The following is a 14,144-nucleotide window of genomic DNA, read 5'->3' as shown; positions in this document are numbered from 1 at the left end:
TAGGTCGTGTTGACTATTCAGCAATATCACTGACAGTGTCTATCTGCGAATGTTCAACACGACTTAATGGTTGCTAGTCAGAATTAGTATTCTCTTTAGCAACTCGTATATTATCAGCAAAATACGTTAATAACACTATCAATGCTTACTTAAGAAAAATCAAGCCACTTTTTATGTTAATCCAGCCACGCATAAGGATGGTAATAAGCGTAGACTTTGTAACCAATATATCCAATAATCATTAGTAAACTACCGACGATAAATAACCATGTGGTGATGTGCTTCCATGAAAAGTCGTCAAAACTGTTATTGAATGCTGCAGAAATACAGGCAATGAAAAGCATGATGCAGCCTGACAATAGTATGAACTCATAAATATTTATTCTAAAACTCAGCATGCCATAAATCCAACATAAAATTTATCTTACTTTAACGATTTGAATAGATAAAGTAGATGAAATTTGCATGGAGTATTTATGTGCTTAGTAGAGGCTTCACTCCTTTGTGCTTGTAATATAGTAAAAATACTGATCTAGATAGATTTTAACTAGAGGTAAAATCTCATATGAATCGTAAGTTACTTATCTTATGTGTCTTAATTGCTTTGATACCCAGTCTGTTTTTTATAAGAAGCATATATGTAATGTCTGATCATCATATACAGCAATGTCATTGGAAAGGCTTTGGATCAAAAGTTATGGGAGATACATTTGGTTTTGATAATTATGTTCGGCTTGAAGATGGCGTAATTCACTTGGGTGAGCAACCAACAGCACAAATAATGCTCAGAAAGTATCGTCCATATGCTGATAACATCATTATAGTTAGCGATATAGATTATTCTGAGTTGGAGATGTATTATGAAAAAGGCTGTCATTAAATAGCAAAATCAAACGCATATATGCGCTGCTAAGTTGATATAAAAAAACCAGCGTAGACAAATAGTCTAAGCTGGTTTTTATTATGTTTTTATAGCTATTTTTAGACGTTCTTACCATGTTGCTTTTGTTGAATCTCTTTCGCTAATTTGTAGCATTCATTGATATGGTCATTGGCGATTTTTTTGAAAATCATATAGCCCATGGTTGCTGCAACCATTTGACCACCTAATGGGATAAATTTTGTCACTTGCTTGGCAGCGATACGGCCACCGAAACCTTGTACTGTCTTCTTCACGATACCACGTGTCGCCATCAGACCTGCGAAGTCAACAGTACGGTCTTTTAAAGCACCCCAATGAACGGCTCGTGACTCTAAATCAACAGCTGACTGACGATCTTCAATTAAACCAAAGCGCTCACTGATATCAGGCAATAGCTGGGTAAGCATGCCAGCATCCACAGCGACATCAAAGAAAGGCACAGGAACGATGGCAACACCAGCAGAGTACTTAGCGCGTTTTTTGACCAGCTTTTGACATTCTTTTTTTGTTTGTTCGAGGTCTAAGCTAGGATCTATCGTATTTGGTAGTTTTTCAGCGTTTGGTGTGGTTTTCATAAAGGTTCCTTATAAATAATTGAAGTAAGTAATTAAAACAAAACACTCTAAAATATCGAATTATAGTTTTAATGAATAACAAATATCTCAGTTGCTATCTATTTTATGGATTTATAAGAGGCATACAATCATTGCTTTGTAGCAAAATGCATAAAAATACAGTCACTATGCACCGTTTTTGTAAACTGGCTGTCTTGTAAAGTATAAATATAGTCTAAGAATGAACTGTAATATATAGCTGCTCAGATAGGATTGATAGTAATGTCATACATAAAAAATGATAAACCGTCCCGCTAGAAATGACCATTGTGACCTTTTGCTAAAGCCAGTAGAATACACCCATGCTAAATTTAACCCCCCGTTATACCAGCACTCGCGTCGACGAGTTGCCCACCGCACTGCAGCCACTTGCTGCTCAATCATTAACGCTTGCCCGGCTATATGCTGGTCGAGGTATCACTGAGCCCGATGAGCTTGAGACAGGACTAGCAGGTCTACTGCCTGCAGAGATGCTACATGGCGTTACTGAAGCAGTGCGCTTGTTAGATATTGCCATTGATGATGGTCAACGTATCCTGATTGTGGGTGACTTCGACTGTGATGGCGCAACCAGTACCGCATTGATGATGCGCGCGCTCACAAAGATGGGCGCAGTCGTTGATTTTTTAGTGCCCGATCGCTTTAAATACGGCTATGGTCTGACGCCAGAGATTGTCGAGTTGGGTATCGAGACTTATCGACCCGATATGATAGTGACGGTGGATAATGGTATATCAAGTCATGAGGGTGTGGCTCGTGCGCAGGCCGATGGCATCATTGTCATTATCACTGACCATCATCTGACGACTAAACAGACGCCGCCTGCCGAGGCTGTGGTCAATCCCAATCAGCTTGGTTGTGACTTTACCAGTAAGGCACTGGTTGGGGTGGGCGTAGCATTCTATGTGCTTGGACGCTTGGCCAAGCTTCGCCGAGAGGCTGGTAAGTCTACCGTACAAGTCAGTCAATATTTGGATTTGGTAGCGCTTGGAACGATTGCCGATGTTGGGGTACTAGACAAAAACAATCGTATCTTAGTACATCATGGATTGAATGCTATTCGCCAAGGACGATGTTGCCTAGGTATCTTAGCGTTACTTGAGCAGGCAGGCCGTGACCCTAAACAATTACATGCACAGGACTTTGGCTTTGTCTTAGGGCCACGTATCAATGCAGCTGGGCGTATGGACAATATGCGCATCGGTATTGAGTGCTTGTTGACGGAAGACTGGAGCACTGCACAGCGGTTGGCGCAAGAACTTGAGCAGCTGAACCGTACCCGTCGTCAGGTAGAGGGTGAGATGCGGACGCAAGCAGACAACATTGTGGCAGCGTTAGCAGTGGAGACGGATAACGATATGGATGAAGCCAGTGATGTCATTACCCAAAGTAAGCCTGAAAAGAAAGCTGTTAATGGCACTGATTCTAATAGTACTAGGCCTGATACTGCCAAAAGAAGCATTGTGTTATATCAAGACGATTGGCATCAAGGTGTGATCGGTATCGTCGCGGGACGATTAAAAGAAAGTCATTACTTGCCCAGCATTGTCTTCGCGCCAGCAGATACAGCACGTACAGATGAAGGCGATGCCATTAAAGGCTCCGCACGGTCTATCGCTGGCGTGCATGTTCGTGATGCGATTGAGCAGGTGGCTGAGCGTTATCCTGAGTTGATTACTCACTTTGGTGGTCATGCGATGGCAGCAGGTTTAACGATTAAGCGTGGCAACTTTGATGGGTTTGTGACAGCTTTTGATGAAGTCATGGCAGAGATGAATGATGACGTTTTCGCTGAGCAGAAATTCACAGATGGGGCATTGCAGGCGAGTGACTTTAGCTTATGGTTTGCTGAACACTTAGCGGATGCCAGTATTTGGGGTCATGGCTTTGCACCACCGATATTTGATGGGATATTCGAAGTACTAAGTTTTAAAGTTTTAAAGGATAAGCATCTTAAACTCTCTTTGCGCTATCCCGATGTACAGTATCCAATTGAAGCGATTTACTTTAACTTCGATAGCGATGTATGGGATTACCGTGCCGAACAAGTACATTTGTTATTTCAGTTAGACATCAACGAATGGAATGGCAAACAAAGCCTACAGCTGATGGTTAAAGACTTGGCTGTGGTAGAGCAGGGCTAAGGTCATAAGATATCAGTGCGTTTAAGTTTAAGCGCACTTATAGCATTTGTCGCTTTTTGATTGGATATCAGTACTTCCATTCCAATGTCGGAAATTGCCAATCGTAGCGTATCGCCATCATGCGTAAGGTAAAAATCGTACTCATAGTGGCGATATCAGTAATCCAATCTGTCACGCCCAGATTGCGTAGTACAAAGTAAAGAATACCGCCGGTCAAGGCTGCAGTAATATAAATCTCTTGCTGTAATACCAGTGGAATCTCATTGCAGATCATATCGCGGATGATACCGCCGACTATAATAGTAATAACCCCAAGTAACAATGCCACGGGTACATTCGTGCCCATGCTATCGGCAACCTTGATACCGATTAAGGTAAACGCTGCCAGTCCAATAGTATCTGAGAGTTTGAGAAACTTATCAACGCGTCTAGAGTTGGGATGAAAAAATATCTGCATCACGAGTGACGATATCGTAATAACGGTCAAGTAGCTCATGTCTACCATCCAAAATAATGGATGACGATCCAAAATCACATCACGGACCGTACCGCCGCCAATGGCAGTCACGATTGATACTAATAAGCAGCCAAAGACATCAAAGTTCTTGTGCTTGGCCAGTATCGTGCCCGACACACTACAAGCGATGATACCAATCATATCAAACACAAATATCAGTGAGCGTGGATCAAACGTAGTGATTAGTGCTTTAGGATCCACAGAGATGGCCAACATGATCAAGTCTCACTAGTTTCTGATGATGATAAATCGATATGATGAGTGCTAAATCTACAGTCATTCTTACTTTAAGTGGCCAAGCGACTAAGCAGCTAGGCGACTATGCAACTAGGCGAATAGAAGGCAAGTGCCAATCAAATTTGAGTGCCAACATACGTACTGCAAAGATGATAAACAGCATTATAAATTCATTGATACCAGAGGACACGCCGAATTGTTGCAAAATCAAATAAGCCACAGAGCCTGCAATGCTAGCCGTGATATAAATTTCACGCTGTAATACCAACGGTATCTCATTACAGATAATATCACGGAGCATACCGCCAATCATGGCCGTCCATACACCCATCATAATAGCAATAATAGGCGACATATCTTGTGTCAACGCGATTTTAAAACCAATCACGCTAAAGGCAGCCAGCCCAATGGCATCGAAAAGCTTCAATGCCTTATCAATCTTATGATATAGATGAAAGAATATTTGTAAGATGAGGGACGTCACGGTGATGACAATCACATAATTGAGGTCAGTCATCCAAAACAGCGGATGACGGTCTAACGCCATATCTCGTAGCGTACCACCGCCGATAGCATTGACCATCGCCACTAAGATACAGCCAGAAATATCGAAGCCTTTATGTTGAGCAAGCAACGTGCCTGCTATCGCGCACGCAATCACGCCAACCATATCTAATAAATACAACAAAATATCAGGAAAAACTAAACTATGAGACATAATTATATTATCAAGTAGTGACCGTCAAAATAGATAGCTTGGGCTGGTTTTGAAGGTGTTTATATCAATGATGAGTATATAGTTAGTATGGTTCTAGATGGTGATTTAACCATCCTTCGCAAATAGAATAAGGCCTATTATAATCAGCCCAATACCTATCAATCCCATCGACGATGGCAGGCTGCTATTGAGTAATAACATACCACCAATCAATGCAAATATCACCTCGCTGGCCTGTGTGGAATCTACACCAGCCACTTCGCTTGAGGTTTCTGCTTTTTCACGGGCATATAAGAAAATACTAGTGGCTGCCACACCTGCCAATAAAGCAACCAGCAGCGTATTAAATACTTGCTTCGTCTCGGGCAATTCAGGATGAATAATAAGACCCAATACCAACCAAAATGGCACAGTACCCAAGGTCATGAGCCATACCTTATTAAAAGCATTTTGCAGCAAGGTGGTTTGGATAGCGGGAATTTTTGCAATTAAGTCTTTCAGTAGAGAAGGGGTTGGTTCGGCTAAGACAGTATCTGTCGTATGAGCAATACTGATTGAGTCGGCCGGATAGTGAGTATCAATAGCGGATAAAGGCGGCAGCTCAGTTTCCGCCGTCTGGTCAGTTGCTTGAGAGGTCGCTTGCGTCGGCGCAGGTGATTCAGTATTTTTCTGTTTGGCGTTATAAGAGACCTGCCAAACCAACTGGTTACCAATGGGGTAGCTAAAAGCTGCTACTAACGCAGGCAACGCACCGTAAAGCAGCATGTCTTTCATAGGGACGGCATCAGCACCCAATACAGAGGCAGCGTGTATACCTTCACTAATGTTAACCAGCACTACACCGAAAAACACCAATAGTGCATAAGCGATGAATTTCTTATCAAACCGCTGGCCAAATACTAGCAAGACAAGCAGACTTGCGACGACGGTAAACATAAAGGTTGCCGCGACGACCCAGCCCGCAGCATGGTCGGCCGCGTAGCATATGCCGGTATAAAAGATACCAAAGCCGATACTACCAGTGATGCACCAAAATCCCCAATGCTGGCGAAAGATAGTCGCTAGCTCTCTAATACGTCCAAAGCCATGTTGCATAACGATAATGGCGGTGAGAATTAACCACATAAATAAATAGCGAAGGCTGGCTGACCAAAACCAATGTCCACCAGCCGCACTCATCAGCTCATTTAGGATAAACGTCGAGCTAAAAAATGCGCCCGATAATAACCCCAATAAAATGAGTTTGACCATAACTCTATCCTTACACTTGCTTCGCTAGTTATTTAAAGTAGCTATTTAGACTTTTATATTGCTATTTGCCTTTGGCATCTGCCCAAATGATTTTGTGCAGTTGCAACTGAAAGCGTACGGGTAGGGCATCTGCTAACATCCATTCTGCAAGCTCACGCGCCAGTACCGGTACTTCAGGGCTAGGCAAGTTTTTACTAGCATCTTCACTGATGTCATCTGCAACGTTAAACATCGGAGAGAACCATACCGTACCAACTAACTCGTGTAGCTTATGCTTGGTCAACATAGCTTTTGCCCAGTCGTAATCGGTACGATTCATGATGACAAACTTGATTTGGTCGTGCTGAGTGAGATAGTCGAGGTTAGACCACAGGTTTTTATCGACTTCGCCTGAGCTTGGTGTTTTAAGATCCATCACTTTGCTGACAGCTGGTGGTACATTCTCTACCGTGAGTGCCCCTGCAGTCTCAAGCGATATCTCATAGCCATCGCTTAGCAATCGTTTCATCAGCTCGATGGCATTTGGCTGCGCTAATGGCTCTCCACCAGTCAAACAGATGCGCTTGCATGGATAGCCTTTGATGGTTTCCATGATAGTTTCTAATGACTGACGCTCACCGCCTGTAAATGCATATTCGGTATCACAATACACACAGCGCAGTGGACAGCCCGTTAGGCGCACAAATATCGTTGGCAAGCCTGAGGTGATGGCTTCCCCTTGCAAGGAATAAAAAACCTCTGTCAGACGTAACCCTGCTTCAGGATCAGTGACAGGGATGGCGGCTGTGCGTAATAGTGATTCACTCATAATATGTCAAATACAGTTAAAGATTGATAAAGCGATTAGGCATCTATCAATCGTAATAAAAAGGCGGGTTCTGATATGGGGATGTTGCGTTTGGATAAAGCCAAACTAAAGAAAAGGATTATAACGCACCACCCTCTATTAAGCTGCAAAAAAGACGCTGAAGTTTTCTTCAGCGTCTTTAATAAAGATGATCTGTCGCTGTCCGTACTGTTTGGGTACGAGACTATAAGTATTAGAAATACTAGGCTAAGCGTAATAGCTCATTGACTGATGTTTTTGCACGAGTTTGCGCATCTACTTTTTTCACGATGATAGCAGCATACAAGCTGTGAGTACCATCTTCTGACGGCAAGCTGCCTGGTACGACAACAGAACCTGCTGGTACACGGCCACGATGAATCTCGCCAGTTTCGCGATCATAGATGCGGGTAGATTGACCGATGAACACACCCATAGAGATGACAGAACCTTCTTCTACGATCACGCCTTCAACGATCTCAGAGCGTGCACCGATGAAGCAGTTGTCTTCAATGATAGTAGGGTTGGCTTGTAATGGCTCTAATACACCGCCGATGCCAACACCGCCTGATAGATGGACGTTTTTACCGATTTGTGCACATGAGCCAACGGTCGCCCATGTATCTACCATGGCACCTTGATCAACGTAAGCACCGATATTGACATACGATGGCATTAATACCGCACCAGCTGCGATGAACGAACCTTTACGAGCAACGGCTGGTGGTACCACACGCACGCCAGCTTCTTTAAACTGAGCTTCAGTCCAATCAGCAAACTTAGTCGGCACTTTGTCATAAAACTGTATATGCTCACCAGCGGCCTGAACATAGTTGTCGTTTAAGCGGAAAGACAGTAATACCGCCTTTTTCGCCCATTGGTTGACGATCCATTCACCATCTTTCTTTTCTGCAACACGTAGGCTACCGTTATCTAGTTGCTCAAGCACTTGCTCGACAGCATCACGTACATCTTGTGGCATAGTGCTTGGGCTGTATTCGTTACGGTTTTCAAAGGCTTGTTCGATGGTTTGTTGTAATGACATAAAAAATCCTAACGTTAGTTAAAGGTAATTAAAAAATAAATCGTATTTATAGTTAAATGTTTGCTTAGTTTCGGACTAAGATTTTACTTGCCGTATTGTCGCTAATTTAACAACTTTTAGCAAACGAGTTCACTGTGAACTTCGGCATTGAGCTTAATTATCTGACGTATTACTCTCAATCCACTCCAAGATATCTTGATAGACGATTTCATGATCTTTTTCGTGTAGTGGCTCATGGCGCATATTTGGATAAAGCTGAATATCTACGTTACTAAAATTTTTCTTATTTAAGCGAGTGACGATTTTGCGGATACCGTGACCCATATCTCCAATGGGATCATCTTCACCACTGATAAAGAGCATCGGGAAGTTTTTAGCGATGGTTGTCGCCCAGTTTTTATTCAAGCCTGTTTCCATTAGAGAAAACAACGTCATAAAACCATTATTGGTAAAGTCAAAGCCCGTCAATGGATCTGCTTCGTATATTTCGATGGCGGCAGGGTCTTCAGTTAACCATGCAAATTCTGATGAAGAGATGCGATCTTCAAGTTTGCTATTAAGGACTTTATTCATCACCTTCGCAAACACAGGATTTTGTTTTCTTGAGGCAACTTTCGCCAAAATTTTATTGACGGGCAGTAGTACTTTAGTTAATGGGTTGGCATCGGCTGTGCCCATTAAAATAGCACCAGCAAAGGTACCTGCATGATGCTTGAGGACGTTGCGGATAATGAATGAACCCATGGAATGACCCAAGACAAAATGCGGCACGTCAGGATGGCGATTCTTTAGGGTATCGGCCATGATTATCACGTCTTTCAACAATGATTGCACTGGATGTTCATCTCCAAAAAAACCCAAATCTGCCTCTGTCTTTACGGTTTTTCCATGACCCAAATGATCATAAGTTGCCACCGCGATGCCATGATCTGCCAAAAACTGTGCAAAGTCGCTATAGCGGCCACTGTGTTCCGCCATGCCATGCACAACCAATAAAGTGGCACTGATATCGACATCTTTATTGCTGGGTTCAAAAAACTCATGGTGCAAATAGTGAGTATTGTCGGAGGAGAGAATATGGTCGTTACTGGTACTCATGTAGTATTCCTTGACGGGTTTTCATTATTTGTAATTTTGATGAATAAAATCTGATAAATAAAGAGACAGCGTATCTGAAGCATACCAATAGCGACTATAAAGGTATAGTTACTATAAATGATATGCCAAAAAATCAAATAATTATAGGACTTTAAAGGGTTTGTTTTATTGAATGCGGATACATTTTACCTGCTTTTGCTAGGTTAAGTTACTCACACAGACAGATTATTTTTAATGGTACAGTCGATCCTCTATAAAAGAGCGACAGCGTTAACCTCGCCTGAAGTATCACAGTTACATCTGCAATCGGCTGCCTTGACTCTCTTATACTCATAAGCTGAAACTGAATCAACTGGACGGCTAAAGGTACGCAGGTGCTAGTAGATAACATGTCTGCTTTAACATCATAAATATTATCGAGATTGAATGATCAAGTGCCACTGTTTAATGCGCATGGTTTAAGCCATTGATGTTGTCATCGCACGTTTACAACAGACCATTCTCAAACCCGTTGCATTTCCATGTTATTTTTAAACAAAGTGTCAAAGCCATGCTAATAACTTAAGCCATGCTTATTATTCAAAAATTATCGGAGGTTCTTTTTGTACTGAACTGACTATACCACTGACTGATACGAAGTAGCCTATGATGAAGCTGTCGAAGAAATATTACTACTAGCAGGAGCAGGTTATGCCCACATTGGGATGCCACGCCGACTCAGTGATGAACGTCCAAAGAATGACACGGTCATAAATACTGACATTTATGTGATTAGTGAGCAACTACAAAAGCTCTATTTTGGGATGTTACTTGGTTGGTTCGGTATGGACATCATCGACTGATTTAGAAACGATAGATAATGGGTGGGTCAGTCTACAAGGATGTTGAATATGGTATCTCAAACAAAAGACTGATAGGCGATTTGTAAAGTCCTAAGACATGTAATGTTTATTTAAAAGCACAGTATGTCATCTATATATGGATATGTAATCAACATGGTGAGTTGTGAGCGCTTATTCATAATCAGCTACCATTCATTAGAAAAAAGACAAAGTTAGGAATTTATAAATGAGGTAGTATGAATATGAAGTAGTCATAAAAGCAATTGTTTACGTATCGGCATTGCTTTTTTATGTTCACGTTATTATTTTCTTTAGCTGTACAACTAAAAGGATTTTGTACCACTATGAAATCGACTATCGAATTGCTTGAACATACGGACTTTCCTGCTATTAAACGCCAAACATTAACCGTATTACAGGTCAACATGGGGTATTTGTGCAATATGTCGTGCGTGCATTGCCATGTGGCCGCCAGTCCTTATCGAACTGAGATGATGTCACGAGAATTGGTTGAGCTGATACCTAAGGTGCTAAAAGCGCAGAATATTGACACGCTTGATCTGACGGGCGGTGCGCCTGAGATGCATGAAGACTTTAAGTATTTGGTAAAAGCGGCTCGCGCCCTTGGCGTCACAGTAATAGATCGCTGCAATCTGACCATTCTCATGGAAGAGGGTTATGAGGACATGGCGCAGTTTTTAGCAGACAATCAGGTAGAAGTGGTGGCCTCATTGCCATGCTATTCACTAGAAAATGTAGATAAACAGCGTGGCAAAGGTGCATTTGACGACAGTATATTGGGATTGCAAAAGCTCAACAGCTTGGGTTATGGCAAGCCTGACTCCAACCTGACACTGAATTTGGTCTTCAATCCGCAAGGTGCCACACTGCCACCCAATCAGCAGCAGCTTGAAGCCGACTATAAGCGGGAGCTAAAAGAGCATTTTGATATAGAGTTTAATCAATTATTTGCACTGACCAATATGCCGATCCAGCGTTTTGGGGCAGTGCTATTGGCCAAAGATCAATTTCACCCCTATATGACACTGCTCAAAGACAACTATGTCACTGCCAATTTAGCTGGGGTTATGTGCCGCTCAACCATTAGCGTCAATTGGCTAGGCGAGCTATTTGACTGTGATTTTAATCAACAGTTAGAGATACCCGTACCCAATAAATCGCGTCGACATCTAAACGATCTATTGATCCAAAACCCTTCTGGCGATGACATTGCTATTGCTGATCATTGTTATGGCTGCACCGCAGGACAGGGCAGTAGCTGTGGTGGTGCGTTAGAGGAAGAGGAGATAGAACACCCAGCAGAAGAGACGATTATTTAATAATTTATCTCAAATTATCACACGTTGAAAATCAACAAAAATAAATAAACATTTTTTGTCAGTAAATACTATTGAAGCAGACAAAAATTAAATAGCAAAACATCATCGATTCAAATGGAGCCAGTCTTATGTCAGTATCTAACTTTTCAGTCAAAAACCTAGTGGTACAACCGGTGATTGCGACAACAATTCTATTATCCAGTGTTGCCGCTTATGCTGATTTTAACCATCAAAGCTGGGACAGTTTGCTTAACAAGCATGTCACCATGACCAACGGCGGTAAAGCCTCGGTGGTCAATTATGCTGGCATGAAAGCAGACAGTAGCAAGCTCACAAGCTATTTGGATGCCACGAGCAAGGTGTCTCAGTCTGAGTTTAACCGTTGGAACAAAAACGAGCAGTTGGCATTTTTAATCAATGTCTACAATGCGGGTACTGTCGATTTGGTATTGACTAAATATCCTAATATCAAATCTATCAAAGACATCGGCGGGACATTCGGTTCACCATGGAAGCAAAAGTTTATTCCACTACTGGGCAAGACCCGTTCACTAGATGAGATCGAGCACACCTTGATCCGTGGCTCTAAGCGCTACAATGATCCGCGCATTCACTTCGCGGTTAACTGTGCCAGTATTGGCTGCCCTGCATTACAAGATGATGCTTTCACTGGCAAAGGTTTGGACGGGCAATTAGAGCAAGCGACCTCGAAATTTTTGGCAGACAGTAGCCGAAATCGCCTAAAGGGTAATACGCTGAGTGTATCGCCAATCTTCAAATGGTACAAAGAAGACTTTGCGACCAATTGGCGTAGTACCAAAGATTTAGAAGGGTTTTTAGGTCGTTACTCTTCATCGTTGGGATTGAGCAAATCCCAAACCGCTGACTTGAAGCAAGGCAAAATCAAAATCAGTTATGCAGATTACAATTGGAATTTGAATAAAAAGTAAGTCTAGATTTTGGTCAGTACAGGTGCTGGTCTTTATTAAAGACAGGCTAAACTGATGATGACTCATCACAATGGTGCATTTATTGAACATCTCTATCATCATTCCTTTGCTCAATGAAGCGGACAATATGCCGCAGCTCATTGCTCATATTAATGGTCTATATCCACCGCCGTCGCAAGTGATAGTGGTGGATGGTGGATCGACGGATGATTCGATTGGCATTGCTAGACGTTTATTAAATGATTTATCAAGTGTGACACAGCCTACTATCGACTGGCAGTTGATTGAATCCGTAGCAGGCCGTGCTCGGCAAATGAATACGGGCGCTAGGCAAGCAACAGGAGATGTGCTGCTCTTTTTACATGCTGATACCCTGTTGCCAATGGATGCGATAGATAACATTCAGCAGGCAATGACCCAGTATGACTGGGGACGTTTCGATGTGCGCCTAGATAGCCGCGATCCGTTATTAAAAATCGTCGCCATGATGATCAATAATCGTTCACGCTTAGTAAGTATTGCCACGGGTGATCAAGCGATTTTTATAAAGAGGTCTTTGTTTGAGCGAATGGATGGCTATGCTGATCAGCCATTGATGGAAGATATTGAGCTATGCAAACGTCTAAAAAGTATTGCTAGGCCTGTTTGTCTGAATAGCAAAGTGACGACCTCAGCGCGGCGTTGGCAACAACATGGCACATGGCGCACCATTTTTTTGATGTGGCACTTACGATTCGATTATTGGCGCGGTGTATCACCTGAAGTATTAAGGCAGCGCTACTATCGTTGAATTCAAATGACTTTGATATAAGGAAGCCGAGTGCAAGCTATACATTTGCACTGGGTTGTATTGACTCTCGTTTAAACTGAATCAGATATGTAAACATTAATGCCCCTTTAGATTAAGGATGCGCCCTAGCATGACTGAGCATTCAAGTCCTCATACAACCCGTACGATAACTGATGCACAACACCCAGACACCTGTGTCATATTGTTTGCCAAATATCCAGCGCGTGATATGGCAAAAACTCGCTTGCAGCCAGCTCTAGGCGTAGAGGGTGCTGCCCGTATGGCAAAACAATTGTTGTTGCATAGTGTGGAGCAAGCGGTCTCTACTAATTTTGCCGTTGAGTTATGTGTCAGTCCAGCAGCGATAGACACTTGCTGGCAAACCCTCAACTTACCTGATTCGTTGCAATGGTCGACTCAAGCAGAGGGAGACTTGGGCACGCGTTTAATCACAGCAAGTCAAGATGCGCTGAAAAAACATCAAAGAATCGTATTGATAGGCTCTGACTGTCCCAGTTTGACGGCAGAGCGTATTCAGACAGCAGTACAGCAGCTCGATGACCATGATGCAGTTATGATTCCAGCATCAGATGGTGGCTATGTGTTACTCGGGTTTAAGCAAGTGGATGGCAGTCTGTTTTCGGACATTATCTGGAGTACAGCTAGCGTGGCAACTGTAACCCAGCAGCGTGTAGCGGATTTGGGTTGGACATTGGCATTGTTAGCGCCGTTACATGATATTGATGAGCCTCAGGATTTAGAGCACCTACCATCAGATTGGCTTAAGTTTGCTCAATAGTTATGATCATACGAACGACTAGGTAACGGTCAGTACCCGCTTGTCATGGAT

General features: G+C 42.6%; 15 protein-coding genes. 7 read left to right on the top strand and 8 right to left on the bottom strand.

Going from position 1 to position 14,144, the window contains the following annotated elements; translation table 11 throughout:
- Positions 1–176: 176 nt before the first annotated feature.
- Complete coding sequence (locus tag JMW61_RS14060; RefSeq protein WP_201552020.1) at positions 177–344, bottom strand: hypothetical protein; 168 nt, start codon at positions 342–344, stop codon at positions 177–179.
- 299 nt (positions 345–643) lie between these two features.
- Between JMW61_RS14060 and JMW61_RS14055 the strand changes: the two genes are divergently transcribed.
- Positions 644–880 carry a hypothetical protein gene (locus JMW61_RS14055; RefSeq protein ID WP_201552019.1) on the top strand — a complete coding sequence of 79 codons (237 nt, stop codon included), beginning with the start codon at positions 644–646 and terminating at the stop codon, positions 878–880.
- 101 nt (positions 881–981) lie between these two features.
- Here the strand turns inward: JMW61_RS14055 and JMW61_RS14050 are convergent, their stop codons facing one another.
- A complete protein-coding gene (locus tag JMW61_RS14050) occupies positions 982–1,497 on the bottom strand; it encodes a hypothetical protein (protein WP_110922458.1) in 516 nt (171 codons plus the stop codon).
- 341 nt (positions 1,498–1,838) lie between these two features.
- On the opposite strand from JMW61_RS14050, the gene recJ reads away from it, so the two are divergent.
- Positions 1,839–3,680, top strand: a complete 1,842-nt coding sequence (recJ, locus tag JMW61_RS14045) for a single-stranded-DNA-specific exonuclease RecJ (RefSeq protein WP_201552018.1) — start codon at positions 1,839–1,841, stop codon at positions 3,678–3,680.
- Between the two features lie 67 nt (positions 3,681–3,747).
- Here recJ and JMW61_RS14040 read toward each other — a convergent pair whose 3' ends face one another.
- From JMW61_RS14040 to JMW61_RS14015, 6 genes are all read right to left on the bottom strand, one after another.
- Positions 3,748–4,413 carry a trimeric intracellular cation channel family protein gene (locus JMW61_RS14040; RefSeq protein WP_110922460.1) on the bottom strand — a complete coding sequence of 222 codons (666 nt, stop codon included), beginning with the start codon at positions 4,411–4,413 and terminating at the stop codon, positions 3,748–3,750.
- A 103-nt stretch (positions 4,414–4,516) separates the two neighbouring features.
- Positions 4,517–5,152 carry a trimeric intracellular cation channel family protein gene (locus tag JMW61_RS14035; protein WP_197216437.1) on the bottom strand — a complete coding sequence of 212 codons (636 nt, stop codon included), beginning with the start codon at positions 5,150–5,152 and terminating at the stop codon, positions 4,517–4,519.
- Positions 5,153–5,257: 105 nt separating this feature from the next.
- Positions 5,258–6,403 carry a multidrug resistance efflux transporter family protein gene (locus JMW61_RS14030; protein ID WP_201552017.1) on the bottom strand — a complete coding sequence of 382 codons (1,146 nt, stop codon included), beginning with the start codon at positions 6,401–6,403 and terminating at the stop codon, positions 5,258–5,260.
- A 61-nt stretch (positions 6,404–6,464) separates the two neighbouring features.
- Entirely contained in the window at positions 6,465–7,211 is a 747-nt protein-coding gene (locus JMW61_RS14025) for a radical SAM protein (RefSeq protein WP_201552016.1), read from the bottom strand.
- A gap of 241 nt (positions 7,212–7,452) precedes the next feature.
- Positions 7,453–8,274: a 2,3,4,5-tetrahydropyridine-2,6-dicarboxylate N-succinyltransferase gene (gene dapD, locus JMW61_RS14020; RefSeq protein WP_201552015.1), complete on the bottom strand. Its 822-nt coding sequence runs from the start codon at positions 8,272–8,274 to the stop codon at positions 7,453–7,455.
- 153 nt (positions 8,275–8,427) lie between these two features.
- The gene (locus tag JMW61_RS14015; protein WP_201552014.1) at positions 8,428–9,372 is read right to left on the bottom strand and encodes an alpha/beta fold hydrolase; all 945 of its coding nucleotides are present in this window, start codon (positions 9,370–9,372) and stop codon (positions 8,428–8,430) included.
- 704 nt (positions 9,373–10,076) lie between these two features.
- On the opposite strand from JMW61_RS14015, the gene JMW61_RS14010 reads away from it, so the two are divergent.
- From JMW61_RS14010 to JMW61_RS13990, 5 genes are all read left to right on the top strand, one after another.
- Entirely contained in the window at positions 10,077–10,214 is a 138-nt protein-coding gene (locus tag JMW61_RS14010) for a hypothetical protein (protein WP_201552013.1), read from the top strand.
- 344 nt (positions 10,215–10,558) lie between these two features.
- Positions 10,559–11,554 (top strand): arsenosugar biosynthesis radical SAM (seleno)protein ArsS, encoded by a 996-nt coding sequence (arsS, locus tag JMW61_RS14005; RefSeq protein ID WP_201552012.1) that lies wholly within the window; start codon positions 10,559–10,561, stop codon positions 11,552–11,554.
- Between the two features lie 128 nt (positions 11,555–11,682).
- Positions 11,683–12,504, top strand: a complete 822-nt coding sequence (locus JMW61_RS14000) for a DUF547 domain-containing protein (protein ID WP_201552011.1) — start codon at positions 11,683–11,685, stop codon at positions 12,502–12,504.
- 73 nt (positions 12,505–12,577) lie between these two features.
- Positions 12,578–13,294, top strand: coding sequence for a TIGR04283 family arsenosugar biosynthesis glycosyltransferase (locus JMW61_RS13995; protein ID WP_265090131.1), 717 nt, complete (start codon positions 12,578–12,580; stop codon positions 13,292–13,294).
- A 130-nt stretch (positions 13,295–13,424) separates the two neighbouring features.
- Positions 13,425–14,093 carry a TIGR04282 family arsenosugar biosynthesis glycosyltransferase gene (locus JMW61_RS13990; protein ID WP_201552010.1) on the top strand — a complete coding sequence of 223 codons (669 nt, stop codon included), beginning with the start codon at positions 13,425–13,427 and terminating at the stop codon, positions 14,091–14,093.
- Positions 14,094–14,144: the final 51 nt, after the last annotated feature.

This window comes from Psychrobacter fjordensis, assembly GCF_904845995.1.
Taxonomy (GTDB): Bacteria; Pseudomonadota; Gammaproteobacteria; order Pseudomonadales; family Moraxellaceae; genus Psychrobacter; species Psychrobacter fjordensis.
This window is presented reverse-complemented; position numbering and strand designations above follow the sequence as displayed.

Bases quoted from the DNA above. Each gene is read 5' to 3' on its own strand.
- JMW61_RS14060 (WP_201552020.1), bottom strand. From the start codon at position 344: ATGCTTTTCATTGCCTGTATTTCTGCAGCATTCAATAACAGTTTTGAC.
- JMW61_RS14055 (WP_201552019.1), top strand. From the start codon at position 644: ATGTCTGATCATCATATACAGCAATGTCATTGGAAAGGCTTTGGATCA.
- JMW61_RS14050 (WP_110922458.1), bottom strand. From the start codon at position 1,497: ATGAAAACCACACCAAACGCTGAAAAACTACCAAATACGATAGATCCT.
- recJ (WP_201552018.1), top strand. From the start codon at position 1,839: ATGCTAAATTTAACCCCCCGTTATACCAGCACTCGCGTCGACGAGTTG.
- JMW61_RS14040 (WP_110922460.1), bottom strand. From the start codon at position 4,413: ATGTTGGCCATCTCTGTGGATCCTAAAGCACTAATCACTACGTTTGAT.
- JMW61_RS14035 (WP_197216437.1), bottom strand. From the start codon at position 5,152: ATGTCTCATAGTTTAGTTTTTCCTGATATTTTGTTGTATTTATTAGAT.
- JMW61_RS14030 (WP_201552017.1), bottom strand. From the start codon at position 6,403: ATGGTCAAACTCATTTTATTGGGGTTATTATCGGGCGCATTTTTTAGC.
- JMW61_RS14025 (WP_201552016.1), bottom strand. From the start codon at position 7,211: ATGAGTGAATCACTATTACGCACAGCCGCCATCCCTGTCACTGATCCT.
- dapD (WP_201552015.1), bottom strand. From the start codon at position 8,274: ATGTCATTACAACAAACCATCGAACAAGCCTTTGAAAACCGTAACGAA.
- JMW61_RS14015 (WP_201552014.1), bottom strand. From the start codon at position 9,372: ATGAGTACCAGTAACGACCATATTCTCTCCTCCGACAATACTCACTAT.
- JMW61_RS14010 (WP_201552013.1), top strand. From the start codon at position 10,077: ATGCCACGCCGACTCAGTGATGAACGTCCAAAGAATGACACGGTCATA.
- arsS (WP_201552012.1), top strand. From the start codon at position 10,559: ATGAAATCGACTATCGAATTGCTTGAACATACGGACTTTCCTGCTATT.
- JMW61_RS14000 (WP_201552011.1), top strand. From the start codon at position 11,683: ATGTCAGTATCTAACTTTTCAGTCAAAAACCTAGTGGTACAACCGGTG.
- JMW61_RS13990 (WP_201552010.1), top strand. From the start codon at position 13,425: ATGACTGAGCATTCAAGTCCTCATACAACCCGTACGATAACTGATGCA.